This window comes from Serratia sp. Ag1 (assembly GCF_000743355.1).
GTDB lineage: Bacteria > Pseudomonadota > Gammaproteobacteria > Enterobacterales > Enterobacteriaceae > Chania.
In genome coordinates, this window is sequence record NZ_JQEI01000095.1 from 19847 (window position 1) to 39860 (window position 20014).

Genomic DNA, 20014 nt, shown 5'->3' on the forward strand with positions numbered 1-20014 from the left:
TAGAGATGTGCAACCTGTTTTCTGCTGTTTAGCTAAGGAGTATTGAGGTGATGTTAAAAAAAATAGCTATTTTGCTTTGTATTGCTTTTACTGCTTTTACTTTGTCTGCCTGTAAAGGCGAACAGGGAAAAGCTTTCATCGGTCATTGGTATCAGGTTGATAAGGCAAAATATCCAGCTGATATTAATATTACATATGATGATGGTGTATTTCATATTGATGAAAACAGCGCATCAATTGGCGTAACTTCAATGGAATATTCTATTACCAAAAGAGAAGCTAAAGCTGAAAGTGATACTGTCCTCGCTGGTCAGAATTTTTCCATGCGGTTAGAAAATGATAAATTGCAATATAACGGCCACACTTATGTGAAAAAATAAGAGGTTTGTATGGACGTACAGGTTGCACAAACTCTGTTCGATGCCATCGATAATGCAGCAAAAACACAAATGAATAATGTCACGGCTGTTATGGCTGTGATGGGGGTTGTTTTTGGCGCATTTTGGATGATATACATCTTACTACGTTCGTTGGAGTGGTATTTCCAGGGGTTAACTCAAGTCATACAAGATGTTTTACTGACGATATTTAAAGCATCGTGTATTTTGTTTATGGCTTTTAGCGTTTCTTGGTATGTCAGTACGATTGTTCCAACGGTAACTCAATTCCCTGTTTGGTTGGGGAATACAATGGCGGGCGTGAGTGGTGATAAAACAAATTTGGTTGATGGGCTAATAAGCTCGTTCTTTGATGCTGTTGTTAATACAATCGATGCTATGAAATTTGAACCAATAAGTAATTTCAAAGCCACTGTGTTAGGTATACTCGCCTTAGTTTTGTTGCTTGTCGGTGGTATTCCTTTTCTTTTAGTCGCAGTAGGAACGTTGATTACGTTAAAGGCAGCGTCAATGTTATTGCTGGTAGTTGGGCCGATATTTATCGCATTGTCCTTATTCCCTGCAACTCGGCAATATTTTTGGGGATGGGTTGGTGTGCTGGGTGGATTCACTTTAGCTCAGGCTCTTTTTGCTGTCGTAATCGGATTGGAAATGTCTTTCATTAATGCAAATGTGGTTAAAGGTGGCGAAATAGAAACCGATTTAATGAGTTGCCTTAGTATCCTGTTATATTTTGGTGCATTTACCTTACTTGCTACAGAGATACCAAACTATGCCGCATCTGTTATGGGGGGATCTCCAAGCGGAGGGGTAACTGGTGTCGGCGGACTTCTTAGCAAAGGTACAGGGTTAGGGGCAGCAAGTCGAATGGGGGGTAGAGCTGCGCGGTATTTAATGAAAAGAAGGGGAAACCGAATTTCCTAGTCTGAGTTACTCCTATTGTTATTTCCTCTCTCTCTAATCAAGGTTTAATATGAAAAAGATTATTATTATCTGCGCTGTACTATGTACAGTGCTGGGGTTAACTGCATGTGGTTCTTCCCCTGAGAAATTAACTCAACCCAAAGGTGATTGGATTGATGCTAATCCAACGGTAACTAATCTTACTCAGGGGGTTAAATAATGTTTAAGAAAAAAATAAAAGAAGCTGTAGAACAGGAAAAACATTTGCACTATAACGATGGCCCTCTTCAAGGGAAGCAAAAAGAAGTGGGACAACAAATTATGGCCTATACACAGGCGGCCAAATGGTTTGAAGATCGTGTTGCAGAGGACTATCGTAAAAAGGCAAAGAGTTCACGTAGGCTATCTATTTTCTTTGGCCTATTGGCTTTTATGTCTATTCTGGCAGTGATGATGTTAGCCCCGTTGAAAACCGTTGTTCCTATGATTCTTCGGGTAGACAAAAGCAGTGGTTATGTAGATGTAGTAAAACCCTCTGATGGTACGGAGAAACCAGAAGTTGTTGAGGATAAGCATTTTATTCATCAATATATTCTCGCTCGTGAGTCATATAACTGGTCGTCACAGCGCGCAAATTATCGCTTTGTCCAATTGACATCAAGCCCGGATGTGTTCGAGCAATACAAAAACTTTCAGTTATCCAGCAAAGGTTATGTAGCAAGATTGGGGCAGTCACAACAAATTCAATCCATTGTTGAATCCATTGTTCTTTTGCCGAGTAGCAATGAAAGAAAATTGGAAAGTGACACGGGGATTAAAACCTATCAGGTACGATTAACTGAATCGCGCCTTTTACCTGATGGTAAACCTGTGCCGCAGACAGTCCCGGTTAGCTCCATTATTTTGATCTCTATTGATAATAAAAATCCAGCAATCACAGAGGGCGATCAGTGGCTTAATCCCCTCGGTTATGGTGTCAAAGGTTATAGCAAAACAATGGCTATTGTAGGGAGTGGCTCATGAAATGCTTAGTAACTGCGTTATCGTTCTGTGTTGCCGTGTCATTCCTGCCAGCGGCAAAGGCTGAGGTGTCAGGGCGTGGAAACAGCTATGATTCCCGCATTCAGACCGCTTTATATAGCCCTGACAATGTATTTCGTATATATGCAATGAAAAATCGCTCAACAGCTATCCAGTTGGAGCCTGGTGAAACAATTAACCTCGATGACGGGATTCTGAATGTTGGTAAGCCTGGAGTTCAGGAATCGCCTGAATGGATGGTTGGGGCAAATCAGAATGGAAGCATGATCATTCTGAAGCCAAGCATGTATGCTGAAGAGCCTGAAACCAATATGATTGTTAAAACCAATCGTAGAACATATATCTTTGAGCTGAAGCTTGCAAAAAGCGTCTCAAATATGACCTATATGTTCCGATTCCGTTACCCACAGCCACCCAAAGTTGGAGAAACTCCATTTAAAGGGCGTAGCATTAATCAAAACCCTTGCTCCGGTACGATTAATCGAGATTACCAGAAGAAAGGGGATATGGTGCTTTCTCCATATGAAATTTGGGACAATGGAACATTTACGTGTATGCGATTCCCCACAAATGCACCACGGCCTGTAGCATATGAGGTGCTTCCTGATGGAACTGAAACTATGGTTTCGTCCCATCAGGTTAATGATATTTTAGTTCTTCATGCAGTCAGTAAAGAGTTTCGCCTACGCTTGAATGAATTGGTTTTAGGATTGCGGACTAAAGCTAATAATACAGGCTGGTATAACTATAATGGCACTACTACTGGTGAAATCCGGGAGGTTAAAAATTATGGAAAACAATAATCAAACTTCGCCAGAGCAGGAAAATAATGAGTTCAAAGGTCAAGGGGATTTTTCTTTAAAACCTGCCGGAAGAAAAAAAGATTTCGATAAGCGCATCATTGCTGTTATCGGTGGCGGCGTTTTCATTGTTATTATAGCCAGTGTTCTAATTGGCTATATGGCAATCAAAAGTATGGGTGATTCAGAAACAAAAGTGGATGAATCCAAAGTAACGGAATCACCACTTTTACAGTCTGCTGGAATCAAGGATGATTCTATGGACGAATTAATGAGCAAGTCTACAAATTCTCCTTCTGTATCCTTGGATAATGCCCCCTCTCCAGAGGCCGCTTCCCAAACACAGACAGAAGTTAAGAAGGAGCCGGTGCAAAAAACTGAATCGTCCAGTACCGAAACCCAGCAACCACAGCGTTTAGCGGAATCATTATTCACTCCTATTACACGCTTTGAGTCGTCTGGATTGAGTGGCGGGTCTGGAAGTGGTTCAGGTTCGTCTGGGGACACCTTTGGAGGAACTACCCAGGGAACTGGCGACGATGAACAGCGCCTACGCGATTTTGCAAACGCCGATCCTGCTGAACAGGTACAGAAAATCCTGAGTGGTGGCGGAGGGACTATCTTGGAAAGAGGTAATGGGGGAAGCGGAGGCAGCGGTTTGTTGGATAACTTAAATGGTAGCAGTTATCCGGCGACGAAAGCGAGACTTGCTCCTAATCCTAAATATCTGTTGAAACGTCGAATGAACTTTCAGTGTGCATTATATACCGCAATTCGGACTGATTATCCGGGGCTGGTAGGGTGCAATTTGCTACGCCCCCTTTATTCAGCTGATGGAAGTGTCATTTTAGCCGAAGCTGGCGCTCAACTCATTGGAGAACAGCGCGTTGAGGTTAAAGCAGGCCAGAGCAGCGTTGCAACTGTCTGGACAGAGTTAGACACGTCTCCGGGGGTTCGAGCATCTTTAAATGGATTAGGTGTTGATCCTATGGGACGAAGTGGGACAGATGCCGAAATGGATAACCATTATGGTAAGCGGTTTGGCGGTGCTGTAATGCTGTCGCTGGTACAAGATGTTTTTTCATCTATCAGTAATGCGACGCAAAATAATAACGGTATGACTATGAACAATTCTACGCAAAACGCGGAGGATATGGCGAGTAAGGCGCTTGAAAATAGCATTAACATTCCCCCTACTGCTTATGTCAAACCGGGCACTGTAATTAACGTAATTGTTAATCAGGATATTGACTTCTCAAGCGTATTTACAACGCGCTAGTCTAAATTGCTGTGCCTAATAACGTTAGGTACAGCATTTCTTTTAAGAGGTTTTTATGCTTATCACAACAAGGCAAGCTGCATTGCTATTACATGTGAAGGAAGGTGAATTAATATTTGAGTTGGAACGGACGGGGCGGTTTAAGGGGCATCGAATAAATATGTTTGATAACCGAAAAGGCAGAACTCGAAAGTTTTCTTATGAGGATGTTATGGCAGTTAAAAGAAAATTGCATTCTGATAAGGAAGTCAAAGGATATTAATATTAGCCGTGAGAATTGATTATGAAAATAAACATCCCTACCCGAATTAAACTTGCGCTGGTAATGCTTATAATCGCCTTTGGCATCACTCTTTTTAAATACAATGTATGATTATGGAGTATAGCTATGACAGATGATACATATAATATTGATTCAATGGTTGAAGATTTGGGCGATGATGTTTTAGCACGAGGGTATCTAGAACAATCTGGTGTGACTGAGCGGCTTGCTCGACCAGGAGTAACAGAGGTGGCTATCAACCGTCCATTTGAGATATGGACTGAATCATCAAAGGAAGGATGGGTGCGCGAAGAGGCACCTTGGCTAGATTTTGATTTGTGTAGCCATTTAGCCAATGCACTGGCTGTATATAACAACCGCGAGCTGGGAGTCAAATCGCCAATTAAAACAGTTGAATTACCTACTGGCGAACGTGCTCAATTAGTTATTCCTCCCGCATGTGAGCGCGGGACTGTTTCAATGACCTTCCGTAAACCATCGCTTCAGCGATTTACTTTAGAAGACTATGCTAATAGTGGGCGCTTTGATAAAACAAATAAAGAGCAACACAATCAGACAGAGCTTTTTGAATGGCAACTTGAGCTTAAGCGATATGTAAAACAAAGAGACTATGTGAGTTTTTTCAAACTGGCTGTAGCTAAAAAACTTAATATCATAATTTTTGGCGGCACTGGTTCAGGTAAGACAACATTTGCTAAGTCAGTTGTCGATATATATCCCCATAACTGCCGTCTGTTAACAATTGAGGAGCTGAATGAGATGAAATTGCCTTATCATCTCAATCATGTTCATCTTCTTTATGGAGATTATGTAACTCCAAAGGATTTAGTTTCTTGCTGTATGCGTATGAAAGGGGATCACATTTTGCTTGCTGAGCTAACTGGCGATGAAGCATGGGATTTTATGGAGTTACTCAATACCGGACACCCAGGAACGATAACCACAGCGCATGCTAACGGTAGCCTCGAAGGTTATGCACGTATAGCTGGCTTAATTAAGCAATCGGCTGTGGGAGCTGGTCTTGACTACGACTACATTGATAGACGTGTCAGAACTTCATTTGATGCCGTTTTATACATGGAGCATACGGAAATTCTGGATGTAACTTACCAGCCAGAAACGAAACTTGCGCTTCTAAATGGTGTTTCAATGAAAGAAGCGTTATCCATGTTTGAGGAGTGAATATGGTTAAGCTAAAAATATTTTTCGCAATAGCAGGTCTAACCTTTATTTGTTTTATTATCGGGTTATATGCGGGAGGGTGGGCGTGGTATGCCTTAACTGGATATCCAGATAAAATACCATCCTTAATGACTCTTTTTGATTTGGGTGAAATATCATTAACCGACAAAAGTAAAATTATGTTGCCGTGGGCTTGGGCGGTGACAGCAGTTATAACATTTTTACCTACAGGTATAACATTATTTATTTTTCTGGGGGGTGGGGATAAGGGGCTGCGGAGTTTACACGGTAATGCTCGATTCGCAAACAAAAGAGAGTTGAAAAAAATTTGGTATACGGAGCCTGAAAAATGATAATTAAACCAAAACTCCCTAAAGGCTGGGAAATGAGGGATGGAAAGGCATTACAAAAGCGAATAGAAAAATATCCAGCTATATTGATGGGTAAAGATCCTTACAGTAATAACTTTCTCGCGACATATGGACAAACTTACCTCATGCTCGCAGCTCCACCGGGCAGCGGTAAGGGGGTTGGTATTGTTGTTCCTAATTTATTGCAGTATCCACATTCGGTTGTAGTGAATGACTGTAAATTTGAAAATTTCCATTTGACTGCTGGATTTCGTCGAGCGTGTGGTCAAAAGGTAAAGCGATTCTCCCCGGAACTTCTGGAAACGCACCATTGGAACCCTTTGCGGGTTATCAATCAAGATCCATTGTACAGACTAGGTGAGGTTCGTACCTTAGCATCATCACTATATGTACCCGACAACATGAAAAATGCCAGCTGGTTTTCAAAGGCTGCTGACGTTTTTATAGCGATATGTCTGTACCTTATAGAAACACCAGAATTACCGTTCTCATTACCTCAGTGCTATGAAATTGCGTCTCAGGGAACTCAGTTAGGCAGTTGGGCGCAACGTGTTATCGATGAACGCGGAAATTCGGATAACCCGCTGAGCGCTGAAACAATACGCGAGCTGGGAGTCATTGTCTCAGAGTCGAAAGGTAGAGAGTTTTCTACATTAATGTCCTTTGTAACAGGCCGCTTAAGTCTATATGGTGAGAAGCTTGTAGCTTTAGCATTAACTGAAAGTGATGATGATGACGAAAATATAGACTTCAGTAAATTGCGGGAGGAGCCAACAAGTATTTATTTTTGTGTGACTGAAGGATCATTAAAAAAATTCGGCCCACTGATGAACCTGTTTTTCTCTCAGGCTATTCGAGAAAACAGCAAAGTATTACCGGAGCAGGGAGGGTACTGTGAGGATGGTTCCCTTAAACTTAAATATCAAGTCCTCTATGTAATGGATGAATTTGCTGTAATGGGGAGAATTTCAGTAATGGAAACAGCCCCAGCTTTAACCAGGGGAGCCGGATTACGTTACTTGATTATTTTTCAGAATAAAAATCAGGTTTGCTCTGACGAATGTTATGGGAGTGAGGGTGGTCAGGCTGTAATGAAACCATTCCATGTCGAAGTTGTATATGCGCCGGGCGATATTAAAGTTTCTGAGGAATATAGTAAAAGACTAGGAACGAAAACAGTTAGAGTACCATCAGATAATCATGGTGTATCAGATGGACAGAGACGTTCAAGGGGTAGGACATTTACATTACAACCCAGACCACTAATGTTACCGCAGGAAGTTGATGAGTTGCCGTATGGTGAAGAATTGATCTTCATGCAGCCCTCTAAACAGACTCCAGCAATGAAAATTAGGGCTAAAAAAATCTTCTGGTATGAAGATGAAATATTGAAATCACGTGTTGATGATAGGAGGTATCCATTACCTGCAATTCCAAAAGGAGATGCTGATAAAGCTAAAACACTTGTTGTGCCAATGGGACAATCTACTAAATCTGTTTCAATGGCTAGCCCTCATGGTGACGCTATGAGAGAAGAGAGTAATCGGCGCCGAGTAGATGTGTCAGGTGTTATCAAAACATCAGATTAATTATTTCACAGAGGACAAATAAAATGAATTTTCGCCACATGGTGATGCTTATCATCGTCTGTATAGTAGGAGGGATATCTCAGCCTGTTCTGGCTGGCCCATCCCAAAATGAATGTGCTATTTGGTTATGTATGCCAGCAGGTTTTCCGGGTAGCGATTGCAAATCGCCTCATAAGGCAATGATCAAACGTATTAAAAAAGGTAAGTCGCCACTTCCATCATTATCAAGTTGCATGGTCGATGGTTCTGCATCAGTGCCGGGGTTGCCTGATTCTGGTAGTCAGAATATTAAAACAAATGAAGGTCGGGCGTCATATTATTACAATCGATATCAATGCAATCGTGAAAATCACGATGGTCGCTGCATTGGTTATAAAAAACTACCGAACAAAATTGTGATGGACAATTGGTGTAAAAAAGAGCCACAAAAAGATGCATATAAATCAGATTGTAAAACAATCCGATATATGGAAGCTGTTATTGATGGCAAGTCGTATGGAACACCACTGTTTTATGATGACAACGGTAATACATACGAATTGAATTAACGCAAATAATAACCTCGAAAACAAACAGATTTTAATCTGTTTGTTTTTGCGGTTGAACAACCGAAGGGCGTTAGTAATGAAGTTAAATTATATTGTCATTTGTACTCTACTTTTATCTTGCTCATCATTTGCTAATAATTTCGTGGGTAAGGTCACTCGTGTTATCGATGGCGACACCATAGAAGTTAAAACAATACCCGAGAAAATTCTTGTGTATGAAGTTCCGATTCGAGTCCGATTGATAAATATAGATGCACCGGAAAAAAAACAACCTTATGGCCGTTGGTCAAAGGAGCAGCTTAAAGCCTTGCTTGCCGGACAACCTGTTACTGTCACTTATACGCAAACAGATCGCTACGGGCGAGTCTTGGGGCGCGTGGTGACAGCGAACGGTGCTGAGGCTAACCGGCAGCAAGTGATAAAAGGGGCTGCATGGGTATATGAGCGGTACAACACGGATAACTCATTACCGGCTCTGCAACGGGAAGCACAGAAACAGAAGCGCGGCCTGTGGGCTGACAATCAACCAGTTCCCCCTTGGGAGTGGCGGCATAAACAGAACTGACGCGCTTCGCTTGTCCAACCCCTCCACTGCCTGAAATAAATATCAGGCAGTCTCACGGTTAATATCAAATTAAATTAATTCACCAACTAAAAGGTGGGATTATGAAGCATGATGCTGTTAAAACAGTTTACGATTTAATGCGTTATTGCCATATGCCTATGTGGTGTCAGCGTGAAGTAAGAGATATGAAAGTCGGTGACATCTATTTTTTGGGTAAGTACAAAGAGGTGATGTATTCTGAGGATTTAAATGAAGATGTAGATTTCGTAGGGGAGGCGTGGATTGAAAAGGAAAGAGGTATTTACAAATTCTATGCCACCTGGACAATACCAATGAAACCATCCCGATCTTTTATTATGACAAATGGAGGTTTTAAAGTGTTGAAAGGGGGCGCTGTTAATTTTGGAGGCGACCTTTCAGCTTTTCGTTCGTTTGCTCTGGTTTCACGCTATCTCAATCGATTGGTGATGAAAATGAGCAATGAAGAGCGAAATGAATTTTATAAAGTTGGATCTAAGCCGCTCCTTCGCGGTATTTGTATCGATAAAGACTCCATAAGTCGAAGACCTCACTATATAAAAGAAGGCGAATCTATCCGGCGCGTCTGGTTAAATTATAGCAACCAATTACCGACACACCCTCTTCAGGCTATTGTCACCTCTGCGATAGCGCTAAAACAAATTTAAGGATAATCATATGAGAGTTTTTATTGCTGAAAAGCCCTCCCTAGCGAAAGCTATTTTTGAAGGGCTGGGCGGAAATCCAAATACTGAAAAGAAAAACGGCTATTTTGAACACGGTTCTGATATCGTTACATGGTGTTATGGTCATATGCTGGAGCTGTACGACCCGCAGGATTATGACGACAAATATTCCAACTGGCGTTTTAGTGATTTACCCATTAAATCGGTTTATCCGCCAAAATATAAAATCAAGCCTGAATCTGAAGCACAGACCCGCATCATCCTATCTCTTATCGATAAAGCAGACAGTATCGTTCATTCTGGCGACCCCGATGATGAAGGATGTTTGCTGGTCGATGAGATTCTAGGTTATGCCGCAAACAAGAAACCCGTCCAGCGGCTGCTTGTTGCCGACCTCAACCTTGCGCCAGTGCAAAAATCGCTGGCGAATTTACAGCCTAACGATAAATTTCGCGGTATGTCGTTAAGCGCCCTGGCGCGTTCCCTGTGCGATCAGGGTTTTGGCTATAACATGACGCGAGGATGTACATTAAAAGGCCGTGAGAAGGGCTATGACGGCGTTCTGAATGTTGGCCGGGTACAAAGTGCCGTTCTTGGCCTGGTGAACATGCGCACGCTGGCGAACCAGAACCACACAGAAAGTTTTTATTACGATGTGTTCGCCAGTCTGTCGATGAGCGGGCATCAGATTAAGGCGAAATATCAGACAACAGACGACGATCAGACAGACGAGAAAAAACGCCTGATTTCCGAAGCTCAGGCCGCGCATATTGCCGGGCGGGTTACGGGTAAGGACGCTATTGTTACTATCGCGACGACAAAGCCGGAAAATACCAAACCTCCGCTGCCGCTTAATCTTTCCACGCTTCAGCAGCTATGCGCAAAGCGATTCGGTTATTCTGCGAAAGATACACTCGATGTGATGCAGGGGCTGTATGAAACTCACAAGCTTCTGACCTATCCACGTTCTGACAATCGCTATCTTTCAGATGAGCATTATTACCAGGCCGGAGATATTGCCACCGCGATAGCGGCCACAGTACCCGAACTGGCGTCTGCGATCGCAGATATGGATAAAGGCCAGAAACACAAAGCCTTTAATGCCAGTAAGATTGAGGCGCACCATGCTATTATCCCTACGACAAAAAGCGGAGCCGGTATTCAGCTTAATGAAAAAGAGCGGAACGTTTATAACTTGGTGTCCGTCTACTTTATCGGGCTATTTTACCCGGATGCGATCCGCAACAAGACGAAAATACACTTTGATATCAAGGGGGATACCTTTACGGCCACACAGAGCGTTCTGGTACAAAAGGGCTGGGAAGCGCTGGGTAAGGATAGTGATGATGAAGACGAAACCGAAGATGCCGGAACGGACGGTTTTGACCTTTCATCGCTGAAATTTAATGACAGCGGCCTGTGTGAATCGGCAGATGTGGACAAGAAAAAGACTACACCACCTCGCTATTTCACAGAGTCAACATTACTGGCCGCCATGACGAGCGCGGCAAAATTCATTGATGATCCGGCTCTCAGAAAAGCGCTGGAAGCGAAAGACGAGGGCAGCAGTGATCGTGGCAGTATCGGAACGGAAGCCACCCGCGCGGGCATCCTTGATAAACTGGCCGCTAATACCGGGCTTATCTCTATCGAAAAAGAAAAGGGGTATTCGGAGCTGGTATGGAAAACCACAAAACAAGGCCAGGAATTCTGCGCCGCTCTGCCTCCTGAAATCACTAAACCAGATATCTCCGCTCTGTGGGCTGAAAAGCAGTCTCAGATCAAAGCTGGAGAGCTAACGGTTGAGGAGTTTATTAAGGCAAATGATGAGTATGTCCAGGGGCTGATTGACGAGCTGGACAGGAACGGGATTTCTATTTCCTCAAATGCCATGCCCTGCCCGGTCTGTAACAACGGTTTCCTGCGTAAACGTAAGGGGCAAAATGGCTTTTTCTGGGGATGCTCCTGCTACCCTGAATGCAAGACAGCATTCCCGGACAAAGACGGCAAGCCGGATATGGAAGCAAAATCTAGATCAGAAGGTTCTATACCCCGGCTCGAATCCCCCTGCCCTTCATGCAGTAAGGAAATTCTTATCCGGCCAAAAGGTTTTTTCTGTTCCGGGTGCGAGTTTAAAATCTGGTCTGAAGTATCAGGGAAAAAACTGACACCAAATCAGGTTGAGACGTTAATCAAAAAAGGTAAAACCGGAGAGATTAAAGGCTTTACCAGTAATAAAACCGGGAAAAAGTTTGACGCTGCAATTGTTTTGCAGGACAAATCTACGGGTAAACTTGGGTTTAAATTCAAGAAAAAATAATTATTAAAAAGGCTTCCTTCGGGAAGCCTTTTTTTTTCAAGCCGGAGGAACAGCCACGCGGGCACGTCAGCAAGCTGACGCACCACGCGCCCGGAAATCACGCGCTTCCCGTCGCCCAGCGCCGGAAAGCCCGCTCACCGGGACAGGCTTAAACGGGCAGCTGTGCGGCGTTAAATTCCGTGGATGTTGGGCTTAGCAGGGAGGGGGTCGGCGCGTTGCCTGGTCAGCTGGCGTGGATGTGTGTTTGATGGTTGCCCTGATTGCGTGAGGTGGTAGTGGGCGCGTTGATCTGGTTTAAGGGGAGCAAAGCCCGGCGATTGTCGAACGGAGTTCACACAGCCCCGGAGCAGTCGCCTTTCATGCCCTTTCGGGCATAAAAAAAGAGGTGATATTTATGAATTCACGCTTGATAAAGCACGTTATAACGTGTAATATTATTTACATGGAAAGCGCGGTGCTTTCCCGTAAAGGCCGAACGGCCAGGAGTATATTATGTCTTCTCTGCAATTTACTAACGGTTCCGTTTCTGTGGGGGATATTTTCGCTTCCTCTTGGGGATATGAGCAGACAAACGTTAGTTTTTACCAAGTGGTTAGCATTCATGGGAAAGCTACGGTTTGTGTTCGCCCAGTGGATTCTGAAGTAACATATATTAATATGCAGGGGTATGTTATACCTAAGCCAAATATTTTTGTTGGCGAAGAGATTATAAAACGAAGAATTAAAGATTATGCTTCCTGCCCATTAATTGTAATTGAAGAATACGAGCGGGCTTATAAAACTGATCCAACAGAAAAACATGAATTTTCATCTTATTGCTGAATATTATAGGGGGTGCGCCCCTAATCATTTTTCTTTGGAGGTTCTATGTCTGTTAATTCTTTCGTCCCAGCTATTGAAATTAAATATCATCGCCGCCGCTGGCGTATTATGGTTGGGTGTTCCTGCCTAGGCTCATTTCGTTCTGAAGAGGCTGCACAAGAGAGCCTGGAGAAAAACAGAGCATTTTATGAATACTGGTCAGGGTCTGCCTCGGTTCAGGCAGAAAACACCGCTCCAGTGGTCGTGGAGGTTAAATATTAGATCCCCATGTTAAGCCCGGTTAAACCGGGTTTTTTGTCATTTTTTTCTAAAAACTCTTGCTGATGCACGTTATAACGTGTAATATTGTTTTTATGGAAAGCGTGGTGCTTTCCCTAAAGGCCGAACGGCCAGGAGTTTTAAATGAATATTCAGGAAGCATTAAATGTATTTGGTTTATCCGGTGAATTAACCAAAGAAGAAATTAAGAAAGCCTACAAAAAAGCCTCGCTGAAACATCACCCGGATCGGAACAAAGATAATCCGATTGCTGCGGAAATCATGAAAGCAATTAATGCAGCATTTGATTTTTTGATGGCTAATTTCGAAAAGGTTAATCAATACCAGTCAACTGATGATAATGCACGTTATGACTATGGCGAGGAGTTGGAACGAGTATTAACAGAATTAAATAATCTTCCAGATATTATTTTTGAGGTTATTGGTAACTGGGTTTGGATCTCTGGCGATACCAAAACGCATAAAGAAGCATTAAAAGCGTTAGGGTGTAAATGGGCGTCGCAGAAAAAGCAGTGGTTTTATCGCCCGGAAGAACATAAATCCATCCGCAACCGTAAAGAGCATTCAATGGATGAAATCCGTGAAATGTATGGCACTTATGGCCAGCGTAAAGCTGATGGGCGCAAATCTGTAGAGCGCCGCGCCTGATGCCGTGGGGGGCGCAAGCCCTCCATTTTAAAGTTGCAGGGGGATTATATGGAAAAAACCTTTTTTGCCCGTTATGAAGCTGTTTTTAACCGGGTTTGTACCTTCCTGGGCGATGGCTGGAAGATAGACAGACGTACAGAGGATGCATACCGGATAAACTTGGTAAATCCGGCCTTACGGCATTACTCCATCGGCGCACGTCTTGAAAAAGATCGAATTCATTTGATTGGAGGTGTCCGGTCTGTGCGTAGTTCTGGCGGTTACTCCGCTTGTACGGTGTCCCCCATGCGCGAACCTTGGGGAATTGCTCAGGATATCCGCCGTAAAATTTTGCCTGATGCTGAAAAGCAAATCGCGTATTTCGAAGCTGACCGCGCCGGGGCGCAAAAAGTTAAGGATGAACGGCAGATTTTAATCAACCTGGTCGGGCAGCTGGTCGAGGTGCAAAACTATGGTGGTTACTATGATGTGCTGTGCCATATCAAAACCCCCGGAGGGATTACAGGGGATGTGTGTGAGATGTACGGCGAAGCATATAGGCTTAAGCTGAGCGATCTCAGCAAAGACCAGTTAATCAAAGTGATTGGATTTTTATCAACACTGGAGCGTTGACAGTTAGCCGTGGGGGGATGCCCCCGCGGCCTACTGTTTGGGTGCTCTGTTTTAGGAGTGTGAAGGTATGAAAGATCTGTTTTTTGTTAGGCGTCGGGGCGAAACGTCCCGGATTACGCAGTCGCTGGCGGTGCAAAGTGACGGTATTAAGTACCGACTTCAATATCTGGTGCTTGATCGGACGAACCCGACGAAAGCAGAACGAGCATCTGGGGCTAAAGAGGAACGTATCGAGGTACTTAATCAGGAGTTTTTCCTTAATGTTGGCGACTTTATCCGGGTAAGCGACTTTCCGTTACCAAAACTAACACGAGAATTTATTCGTTTTCTAAAGGGGTCTCAGGAACATGGATCTGAAAGCTGATTACAGAGGCGAACTGGCGCAGCGTGCGCGGGTGTTTCTGAACTACACACAAAAGGAAATGGCTGCTTTGTTCGGGCTATCCCTTCGATCCTGGCAGGATAAAGAACAGAATACTAATCGCGTGTCAGTCAGTGAAACATATATGCTTTTACTGCTACTGAATGAGCATCCTGACTATCAATTGTTGCCTCGTATCGATGATGTTAAGACCCCTGCTCAGCATGCAGCAAAAATTGCCGTTGAGCTGGCGCAATGTCTGACTGAGCGTGTACCACTTCCAACTAAAGTAGTAGAGCTGGAAAATGCTCTGAATGCGGCAATCCTGGCGTTTAGGGAGGATTTTGTAGCCGATATGGATCAAGGACAAGGTGACTTATCTCCGCTGGCCGTGTTGTCTAAAGAACTTGAAAAGGCCAGAAATCAAATCATTTCTCTGGAGTCAGATAACAGCAAACTGCGGGCTGAACTGTCTAAAAAAGCTTGTTAATCAGGCTCCCTTCGGCTCCCCGTCCACAGGCCGGGTCGTCTGCCACACTTCGCTAACCTGATGGCGTTTGCCATCAGGCAAGCTACGCCGAACCCGCTTACGGTTTCGGGCTATCGCTAGTGTCAGATAGCAAAGACCAATCAGTTATTCCTTCTATCGATATGTTACAGATTCAAAAAAACTGACGTATCAACTCTTCACTTAACCTTCTGTTTTTCATGACCTCGCACGCTCGCCGGCGAGCTGCTTCAGCGACCTTTCAGCTGTTATATAGTCTTGGGATTATTCAGCAAAATTGAGTGAGACTTAATGGTGCAGTTTCAAGCCGGAGGAACAGCCACGCGGGCACGTCAGCAAGCTGACGCACCACGCGCCCGGAAATCACGCGCTTCCCGTCGCCCAGCGCCGGAAAGCCCGCTCACCGGGACAGGCTTAAACGGGCAGCTGTGCGGCGTTAAATTCCGTGGATGTTGGGCTTAGCAGGGAGGGGGTCGGCGCGTTGCCTGGTCAGCTGGCGTGGATGTGTGTTTGATGGTTGCCCTGATTGCGTGAGGTGGTAGTGGGCGCGTTGATCTGGTTTAAGGGGAGCAAAGCCCGGCGATTGTCGAACGGAGTTCACACAGCCCCGGAGCAGTCGCCTTTCATGCCCTTTCGGGCATAAAAAAAGAGGTGATATTTATGAATTCACGCTTGATAAAGCACGTTATAACGTGTAATATTATTTACATGGAAAGCGCGGTGCTTTCCCGTAAAGGCCGAACGGCCAGGAGCTAAAAAATGAACTCTTTTGAATACCTTCGCCTCTCTCGTTTCGATGTTGTATTTCTTGCCAAAAATTGCAATAACGAAACTATTCAGTGTCATTTCCATACGAATGCTCTTAATGAGTGTGATGCTGCTTTTATATTTGGTCAGCATAACCAAAACAATGATTATGCAATTCTTCGGGTTGAGCAACTCAATTAATACTAATTCCCGCCTCTAAATGGGGCGGATTATTTGAGGAATGGGAAATGGAATTAACAGCGCTTGCCTCGTTGAAACGTAATGTTAAGTTTTGGATTGAACAATGTGGTTGTAATGAAAAACAAATCATTGCAAATATTAAAGGTTGGTATAATTTCGCTTATTCACCAAGCGAACAAGAGAAAGCAAAGGAGGAGATTCTAAAAATTTTCATGAAATAATCTTGGGGTGGTATCAGGTTGCGCTAACAACCTGATACCGCATGACAAAGTAATTACTGGGGTAATCATTATGCCAATGACCAAAATTGTAAACATCGCTGATGCACTTGTAAAGGGTTGGGAGGTAAAGATCCCGGCGATGAAAGCCCATGAATGGGATGAGTTACGGTGGTGGTTGGAGCATCTCAGAGGGTATGCTCACTAACCAAACGGGCGGGAGAAATCCCGCCAATAATGGCATTGGTTGTTTCATTTTTTGTGCGCTATAATTATGCACATAAACTATGCGCAGGAGGTTATGATGAGAACGAATGTAGCCGAGAAAAAACGTAGTACAAACGTGTACTTAAATGCTGGTCTACTTGAAGAGGCTAAAGAGCTGGACTTGAATGTTTCCGCGATATCTAACCAGGCGCTGGAAACTGCTGTCAGAGAACGCAAGCGTGAACGTTGGATCGAGGAAAACCGCGCGGGTATCGAGGCGTTAAACAGCTTTGTGGAAGAGGTGGGTATTTTTTCTGATGATGAAAATTTCGGGGTGATTTAGTGAAACAGTTTGCAGTTTACAAAAATAAATCCCGGAACAAACAAGCATACCCGTATTTTATTGATGTACAGGCAGATATGCTTGCACACCTTAATACTCGCTTGGTTATGCCTTTAACGCAGAAAGCCAACTCTAATTCGCAGGTAAAAGCGTTAACGCCAGTTATTACAATCGAGCAGATCGATTATGTAGTGCTGGCTACCATGATAACGACAACGGATGTAAAAAATCTGAAAGCTGAAGATGCAATTATGGATGCTTCACATTTACGCGATCAATTGGTTTCTGCTATTGATATGATGATTTTAGGTATTTAAATTTTTGCTGGTCTGGTAGACATTTCATTAACCGTGGGGGTGTGTTTGCGCTACCTTTCCAGCAAATCCAAATGGATGAGAATGCTTAAATATTAGAGAGTAAGGGGGTAGGATATGTTTTATGCTTATGTGACGCTTTCTATGCTTGGTGTACTTACCTGTATGAATACAGATGGAAAAATCTGTGTCACTTCCGCTCTTTTAACACTGTTTGCATGTATGATGATGTGGTATGAATCCTTGTCATTATAGATTTTTAAGAACGGAAAAAGAGGTTGATATGGTAGGCGAAGGAATTAATACTGTTCGTGTGAATGGTGAAGTGAAACATATTTCTGAATTAGACCCGGCAACATTAAGCATTGAGTGGTCTAAGTTGAAAAACGAAAACTCCGAACTTTATCGATGTATCAAAGAAGCTAATTCAGGTTGGCGCGGTTTCATTCTTCGATTAATTGGTGTCAGGCTACCTGATGGAAAAACTATTTGCATCCGTGGCATTAATTCCAGAAACGACTCAATTTACCCGGAATGAGGCGTATTATACAACTGTGCATTAATAATATAAGGTGAATAACATGAATGCTAATGAAAAAGTGACTTTAACACTGGAGTTAGACACAGAAGTAGCTTGGGCGCTGGCGCAGTTCTGCAAGCGTACAGCGCATTCGGATTGTGCTGTACGCTCCACCTCAGAAGATGAGGCGTATCTGATGATGGATGGTGTGAACGCCATCATGCACGGACTGGCAGAATCGGGGATTAATCCCCGCTAGCAGAGAAGGAAACAACAGTGAAACCAATATTGTATGTTGTTACAGTGGCTTTGTTAGTCTCCGGGTGTGACCAGGTAAAAAGTGCGATTGATAACGTGATGAAGGATTACGGCCAAGAACCTGCTATAGCAATATCACCGGGGTATGAGATAAATAATCACGGACACAAAAGTAAAGTGTATGGCTTCAGCGAGTGCCCGCAATCCGTTTTAAGAAGTCTTATTAGGGAAACTGGTTGTATCATTGTTAATCCAGATGACCAAGCCGTATCAGTGTTTATTGGCGATGGGGAAGTACCCCACCAAACTGCTACAAATGAAATTTGGATTGTAGAACGTCACGGCGAATTCCCCAATAATGCCATTCGATTCAAACGCCCGGATAACTCCTATGTCATTCCCTTTGGAAAATAATTGAGAAGAAGATAATTATGAAATTCATAGCTATATTAACGATGACATTAGCGGCAAGTTTTACTGCTTCAGCGACGGGTATTCCGCTGATTAATCCAGGCGCACCCATTAAGGTATCTGAAACCAATAGTTATCGTTGTGGAGCGGATGGTAAGGGGTACATTCTGGATGATGGCAAGTTGCAACCTCTTATTTATTCTGGCGTTGCTGTCACATGCCATGATGATAATCTCTGGTTTGAAGGGCGCTCGTTAAGTTTTATGGATATTGTCGCTTTGGATGCAAAAGATATTACTGCGGCCAAAGAAGCACTATCGAAATAACCTAGGGGTAATAATGATGGATTTTAACGATAAAGAGTTGGGCTGGGTGCTTGCGCTGGGGAGTGTTTGTGTCGTTCTGTGTGTGCTGTTAGGGCTGGTCATGCTCGCACAACAGCTATTTCCCGGAGTCTTCGGGTGAACCCCTGTTAACGGTCATGTAATACCGCTGTATTACCGCTGTATTACATGACCCTTGCCCCTCTTAACGGCTATTTCTTCTCTCCGCTGCCACATCGGCAATTATCAAAAATTCCTGCTGTAAAAATTTATCCGTTGGCAGATTTTCTTTTACGTAATCATTCAGTTTCAGCCAGCTTCGCATCAGATTCAGATCAACGTCCAGCTCACCTAAATCCTGCTGATTCCATTTTGCCACCTGCGAGGCATACCAGGCCGCCGAGTGAAACGGCCCCTCTTCTTCTTTCTCCAAATCTTTATACATATCGTAGCTTTTCCCCCGGAACGTCAGCCCCCTGACGTCCGGCTCGTTATCAATTTCAAAATCCAGCCCCTGCGCTTTTTGCAGATAAATAGTCAGGACTTCCCACGGTTTAATATTGGTGGCCTCATAGGGAAAATATTTAATCATGCTCAGGCGCACCATGACATACAGATCATGTGCGTTAAATATTGGGTTTTTCATTTTAAACATGACGCTCATTGTCTCGTTCCTTTTATTAACTGGCGGTGTCCTTCCACCTTACCGGATCGGGGCGCGTTGTGGAACCGTCCGGCGCGGCGCAGCTTCGGCACGTCTGCCCGGTTCGGGTTTACTATCAGTTTACCGAATTGCGCCCCTGCCCCGTTCCGTTCAGATTTTCTGACCAACTTTTTTCTGACGTCGATTTTACTAACTAGCTGTTTTTTCTCATTTCATGTTCGCCCTCGATGCCGCTGCAGGACGCTGGCCAGCTGCTGCCGGCGACGCGGTCGCAGCTGTAATCATTCAGCCTCACTGAAGAAGATTTTCCCCCGCCGCCACCGCCGCTGCGTCACGCGGCAGTGTAGTGGATCACAAAACCAGGACACCTTCGTAGCCTTTTTCCACTGCTCTTCGTATTCACAGGGCGGTAATCCACCATTGTGCCGATGGGGGCGTACTGTGTTGTAATAACTTTGTATCCATTCACAGATATCTCGTACAGCATGATGGATATCCATATAACCCCCTACAGGCAGCCATTCACTTTTCAGGCTTCGGAACACTCCTTCCATCGGTGAGTTATCCAGGCAGTTACCCCTGCGGCTCATACTCT

General features: G+C 43.9%; 30 protein-coding genes and 1 pseudogene. 28 read left to right on the forward strand and 3 right to left on the reverse strand.

Going from position 1 to position 20014, the window contains the following annotated elements:
- Positions 1-50 precede the first annotated feature (50 nt).
- The 20 genes from IV04_RS24340 to IV04_RS24430 all read left to right on the forward strand — a co-directional run bounded on the left by IV04_RS24340 (position 51) and on the right by IV04_RS24430 (position 15195).
- Positions 51-380, forward strand: coding sequence for a hypothetical protein (locus tag IV04_RS24340; RefSeq protein WP_037404187.1), 330 nt, complete (start codon positions 51-53; stop codon positions 378-380).
- A gap of 9 nt (positions 381-389) precedes the next feature.
- Entirely contained in the window at positions 390-1322 is a 933-nt protein-coding gene (locus IV04_RS24345; RefSeq protein WP_037404189.1) for a type IV secretion system protein, read from the forward strand.
- A gap of 49 nt (positions 1323-1371) precedes the next feature.
- Positions 1372-1521, forward strand: coding sequence for a hypothetical protein (locus IV04_RS26660; RefSeq protein WP_001773460.1), 150 nt, complete (start codon positions 1372-1374; stop codon positions 1519-1521).
- Complete coding sequence (locus IV04_RS24350) at positions 1521-2324, forward strand: virB8 family protein (protein WP_051916971.1); 804 nt, start codon at positions 1521-1523, stop codon at positions 2322-2324. Before IV04_RS26660 ends, IV04_RS24350 begins: the two co-directional genes overlap by 1 nt.
- Positions 2321-3145 (forward strand): TrbG/VirB9 family P-type conjugative transfer protein, encoded by an 825-nt coding sequence (locus IV04_RS24355; protein ID WP_001773462.1) that lies wholly within the window; start codon positions 2321-2323, stop codon positions 3143-3145. Before IV04_RS24350 ends, IV04_RS24355 begins: the two co-directional genes overlap by 4 nt.
- Positions 3093-4421, forward strand: coding sequence for a TrbI/VirB10 family protein (locus IV04_RS24360; RefSeq protein WP_231566326.1), 1329 nt, complete (start codon positions 3093-3095; stop codon positions 4419-4421). Before IV04_RS24355 ends, IV04_RS24360 begins: the two co-directional genes overlap by 53 nt.
- 55 nt (positions 4422-4476) lie before the next feature.
- Positions 4477-4683, forward strand: a complete 207-nt coding sequence (locus tag IV04_RS24365; protein ID WP_037404194.1) for a hypothetical protein — start codon at positions 4477-4479, stop codon at positions 4681-4683.
- Positions 4684-4809: 126 nt separating this feature from the next.
- Entirely contained in the window at positions 4810-5886 is a 1077-nt protein-coding gene (gene virB11, locus IV04_RS24370) for a P-type DNA transfer ATPase VirB11 (protein ID WP_037404196.1), read from the forward strand.
- Positions 5887-5888: 2 nt separating this feature from the next.
- Positions 5889-6239 carry a hypothetical protein gene (locus IV04_RS24375; RefSeq protein ID WP_001773467.1) on the forward strand — a complete coding sequence of 117 codons (351 nt, stop codon included), beginning with the start codon at positions 5889-5891 and terminating at the stop codon, positions 6237-6239.
- Positions 6236-7846, forward strand: coding sequence for a type IV secretory system conjugative DNA transfer family protein (locus IV04_RS24380; protein ID WP_051916972.1), 1611 nt, complete (start codon positions 6236-6238; stop codon positions 7844-7846). Before IV04_RS24375 ends, IV04_RS24380 begins: the two co-directional genes overlap by 4 nt.
- Before the next feature lie 23 nt (positions 7847-7869).
- Complete coding sequence (locus IV04_RS24385; RefSeq protein ID WP_037404199.1) at positions 7870-8394, forward strand: hypothetical protein; 525 nt, start codon at positions 7870-7872, stop codon at positions 8392-8394.
- A gap of 76 nt (positions 8395-8470) precedes the next feature.
- The gene (locus IV04_RS24390) at positions 8471-8959 is read left to right on the forward strand and encodes a thermonuclease family protein (RefSeq protein WP_037404200.1); all 489 of its coding nucleotides are present in this window, start codon (positions 8471-8473) and stop codon (positions 8957-8959) included.
- A 101-nt stretch (positions 8960-9060) separates the two neighbouring features.
- A complete protein-coding gene (locus IV04_RS24395; protein WP_037404201.1) occupies positions 9061-9645 on the forward strand; it encodes a hypothetical protein in 585 nt (194 codons plus the stop codon).
- Positions 9646-9655: 10 nt separating this feature from the next.
- Entirely contained in the window at positions 9656-11983 is a 2328-nt protein-coding gene (gene topB / locus IV04_RS24400) for a type IA DNA topoisomerase (protein ID WP_037404202.1), read from the forward strand.
- A gap of 492 nt (positions 11984-12475) precedes the next feature.
- On the forward strand, positions 12476-12805 hold the full coding sequence (locus IV04_RS25695; RefSeq protein ID WP_072010978.1) for a hypothetical protein: 330 nt from the start codon (positions 12476-12478) through the stop codon (positions 12803-12805).
- Between the two features lie 45 nt (positions 12806-12850).
- On the forward strand, positions 12851-13066 hold the full coding sequence (locus IV04_RS24410) for a hypothetical protein (protein WP_037404204.1): 216 nt from the start codon (positions 12851-12853) through the stop codon (positions 13064-13066).
- A gap of 141 nt (positions 13067-13207) precedes the next feature.
- Positions 13208-13732 carry a J domain-containing protein gene (locus tag IV04_RS24415; RefSeq protein ID WP_001610342.1) on the forward strand — a complete coding sequence of 175 codons (525 nt, stop codon included), beginning with the start codon at positions 13208-13210 and terminating at the stop codon, positions 13730-13732.
- Between the two features lie 48 nt (positions 13733-13780).
- On the forward strand, positions 13781-14344 hold the full coding sequence (locus IV04_RS24420) for a hypothetical protein (RefSeq protein WP_037404205.1): 564 nt from the start codon (positions 13781-13783) through the stop codon (positions 14342-14344).
- Between the two features lie 67 nt (positions 14345-14411).
- Positions 14412-14708, forward strand: coding sequence for a hypothetical protein (locus IV04_RS24425; RefSeq protein WP_037404206.1), 297 nt, complete (start codon positions 14412-14414; stop codon positions 14706-14708).
- Positions 14692-15195 (forward strand): hypothetical protein, encoded by a 504-nt coding sequence (locus IV04_RS24430; RefSeq protein WP_037404208.1) that lies wholly within the window; start codon positions 14692-14694, stop codon positions 15193-15195. Before IV04_RS24425 ends, IV04_RS24430 begins: the two co-directional genes overlap by 17 nt.
- A gap of 684 nt (positions 15196-15879) precedes the next feature.
- Here IV04_RS24430 and IV04_RS26505 read toward each other — a convergent pair.
- Positions 15880-16065, reverse strand: coding sequence for a hypothetical protein (locus tag IV04_RS26505; protein ID WP_161782114.1), 186 nt, complete (start codon positions 16063-16065; stop codon positions 15880-15882).
- A gap of 143 nt (positions 16066-16208) precedes the next feature.
- Between IV04_RS26505 and IV04_RS26665 the strand changes: the two genes are divergently transcribed.
- From IV04_RS26665 to IV04_RS27060, 8 genes are all read left to right on the forward strand, one after another.
- A complete protein-coding gene (locus IV04_RS26665; protein ID WP_197062212.1) occupies positions 16209-16382 on the forward strand; it encodes a hypothetical protein in 174 nt (57 codons plus the stop codon).
- Positions 16383-16680: 298 nt separating this feature from the next.
- Positions 16681-16929, forward strand: coding sequence for a type II toxin-antitoxin system CcdA family antitoxin (locus IV04_RS24445; protein WP_227503614.1), 249 nt, complete (start codon positions 16681-16683; stop codon positions 16927-16929).
- Positions 16929-17246: a CcdB family protein gene (locus tag IV04_RS24450; protein ID WP_037404212.1), complete on the forward strand. Its 318-nt coding sequence runs from the start codon at positions 16929-16931 to the stop codon at positions 17244-17246. Before IV04_RS24445 ends, IV04_RS24450 begins: the two co-directional genes overlap by 1 nt.
- A gap of 280 nt (positions 17247-17526) precedes the next feature.
- Complete coding sequence (locus tag IV04_RS25700) at positions 17527-17781, forward strand: hypothetical protein (protein WP_072010979.1); 255 nt, start codon at positions 17527-17529, stop codon at positions 17779-17781.
- A gap of 43 nt (positions 17782-17824) precedes the next feature.
- Positions 17825-18022 carry a hypothetical protein gene (locus IV04_RS24455; protein WP_037404213.1) on the forward strand — a complete coding sequence of 66 codons (198 nt, stop codon included), beginning with the start codon at positions 17825-17827 and terminating at the stop codon, positions 18020-18022.
- A gap of 17 nt (positions 18023-18039) precedes the next feature.
- Positions 18040-18435, forward strand: a complete 396-nt coding sequence (locus tag IV04_RS24460; protein ID WP_037404215.1) for a hypothetical protein — start codon at positions 18040-18042, stop codon at positions 18433-18435.
- A gap of 17 nt (positions 18436-18452) precedes the next feature.
- Positions 18453-18758: a hypothetical protein gene (locus IV04_RS24465; RefSeq protein WP_037404217.1), complete on the forward strand. Its 306-nt coding sequence runs from the start codon at positions 18453-18455 to the stop codon at positions 18756-18758.
- A 13-nt stretch (positions 18759-18771) separates the two neighbouring features.
- Positions 18772-18897: a hypothetical protein gene (locus tag IV04_RS27060; protein ID WP_255351949.1), complete on the forward strand. Its 126-nt coding sequence runs from the start codon at positions 18772-18774 to the stop codon at positions 18895-18897.
- A 63-nt stretch (positions 18898-18960) separates the two neighbouring features.
- On the opposite strand, the gene IV04_RS24470 is transcribed toward IV04_RS27060, so the two are convergent.
- Positions 18961-19419 (reverse strand): hypothetical protein, encoded by a 459-nt coding sequence (locus IV04_RS24470; RefSeq protein ID WP_037404219.1) that lies wholly within the window; start codon positions 19417-19419, stop codon positions 18961-18963.
- A gap of 386 nt (positions 19420-19805) precedes the next feature.
- Positions 19806-20014: pseudogene (locus IV04_RS25705) on the reverse strand (integrase core domain-containing protein); the annotation flags it as partial.

What these genes read in the sequence shown, in the direction of transcription:
- IV04_RS24420 (WP_037404205.1), top strand. Translation starts at nt 13,781, where the DNA reads ATGGAAAAAACCTTTTTTGCCCGTTATGAAGCTGTTTTTAACCGGGTT.
- IV04_RS26505 (WP_161782114.1), bottom strand. Translation starts at nt 16,065, where the DNA reads ATGGAAATGACACTGAATAGTTTCGTTATTGCAATTTTTGGCAAGAAA.
- IV04_RS24360 (WP_231566326.1), top strand. Translation starts at nt 3,093, where the DNA reads ATGGCACTACTACTGGTGAAATCCGGGAGGTTAAAAATTATGGAAAAC.
- IV04_RS27060 (WP_255351949.1), top strand. Translation starts at nt 18,772, where the DNA reads ATGATGGATTTTAACGATAAAGAGTTGGGCTGGGTGCTTGCGCTGGGG.
- virB11 (WP_037404196.1), top strand. Translation starts at nt 4,810, where the DNA reads ATGACAGATGATACATATAATATTGATTCAATGGTTGAAGATTTGGGC.
- IV04_RS25700 (WP_072010979.1), top strand. Translation starts at nt 17,527, where the DNA reads ATGGTAGGCGAAGGAATTAATACTGTTCGTGTGAATGGTGAAGTGAAA.
- IV04_RS24380 (WP_051916972.1), top strand. Translation starts at nt 6,236, where the DNA reads ATGATAATTAAACCAAAACTCCCTAAAGGCTGGGAAATGAGGGATGGA.
- IV04_RS24470 (WP_037404219.1), bottom strand. Translation starts at nt 19,419, where the DNA reads ATGAGCGTCATGTTTAAAATGAAAAACCCAATATTTAACGCACATGAT.
- IV04_RS24410 (WP_037404204.1), top strand. Translation starts at nt 12,851, where the DNA reads ATGTCTGTTAATTCTTTCGTCCCAGCTATTGAAATTAAATATCATCGC.
- IV04_RS24430 (WP_037404208.1), top strand. Translation starts at nt 14,692, where the DNA reads ATGGATCTGAAAGCTGATTACAGAGGCGAACTGGCGCAGCGTGCGCGG.
- IV04_RS24340 (WP_037404187.1), top strand. Translation starts at nt 51, where the DNA reads ATGTTAAAAAAAATAGCTATTTTGCTTTGTATTGCTTTTACTGCTTTT.
- IV04_RS24395 (WP_037404201.1), top strand. Translation starts at nt 9,061, where the DNA reads ATGAAGCATGATGCTGTTAAAACAGTTTACGATTTAATGCGTTATTGC.
- IV04_RS24425 (WP_037404206.1), top strand. Translation starts at nt 14,412, where the DNA reads ATGAAAGATCTGTTTTTTGTTAGGCGTCGGGGCGAAACGTCCCGGATT.
- IV04_RS24375 (WP_001773467.1), top strand. Translation starts at nt 5,889, where the DNA reads ATGGTTAAGCTAAAAATATTTTTCGCAATAGCAGGTCTAACCTTTATT.
- IV04_RS26665 (WP_197062212.1), top strand. Translation starts at nt 16,209, where the DNA reads ATGGAATTAACAGCGCTTGCCTCGTTGAAACGTAATGTTAAGTTTTGG.
- IV04_RS24385 (WP_037404199.1), top strand. Translation starts at nt 7,870, where the DNA reads ATGAATTTTCGCCACATGGTGATGCTTATCATCGTCTGTATAGTAGGA.
- IV04_RS24445 (WP_227503614.1), top strand. Translation starts at nt 16,681, where the DNA reads ATGATGAGAACGAATGTAGCCGAGAAAAAACGTAGTACAAACGTGTAC.
- IV04_RS24345 (WP_037404189.1), top strand. Translation starts at nt 390, where the DNA reads ATGGACGTACAGGTTGCACAAACTCTGTTCGATGCCATCGATAATGCA.
- IV04_RS24350 (WP_051916971.1), top strand. Translation starts at nt 1,521, where the DNA reads ATGTTTAAGAAAAAAATAAAAGAAGCTGTAGAACAGGAAAAACATTTG.
- IV04_RS25695 (WP_072010978.1), top strand. Translation starts at nt 12,476, where the DNA reads ATGTCTTCTCTGCAATTTACTAACGGTTCCGTTTCTGTGGGGGATATT.
- IV04_RS24390 (WP_037404200.1), top strand. Translation starts at nt 8,471, where the DNA reads ATGAAGTTAAATTATATTGTCATTTGTACTCTACTTTTATCTTGCTCA.
- topB (WP_037404202.1), top strand. Translation starts at nt 9,656, where the DNA reads ATGAGAGTTTTTATTGCTGAAAAGCCCTCCCTAGCGAAAGCTATTTTT.
- IV04_RS26660 (WP_001773460.1), top strand. Translation starts at nt 1,372, where the DNA reads ATGAAAAAGATTATTATTATCTGCGCTGTACTATGTACAGTGCTGGGG.
- IV04_RS24455 (WP_037404213.1), top strand. Translation starts at nt 17,825, where the DNA reads ATGAATGCTAATGAAAAAGTGACTTTAACACTGGAGTTAGACACAGAA.
- IV04_RS24365 (WP_037404194.1), top strand. Translation starts at nt 4,477, where the DNA reads ATGCTTATCACAACAAGGCAAGCTGCATTGCTATTACATGTGAAGGAA.
- IV04_RS24355 (WP_001773462.1), top strand. Translation starts at nt 2,321, where the DNA reads ATGAAATGCTTAGTAACTGCGTTATCGTTCTGTGTTGCCGTGTCATTC.
- IV04_RS24465 (WP_037404217.1), top strand. Translation starts at nt 18,453, where the DNA reads ATGAAATTCATAGCTATATTAACGATGACATTAGCGGCAAGTTTTACT.
- IV04_RS24415 (WP_001610342.1), top strand. Translation starts at nt 13,208, where the DNA reads ATGAATATTCAGGAAGCATTAAATGTATTTGGTTTATCCGGTGAATTA.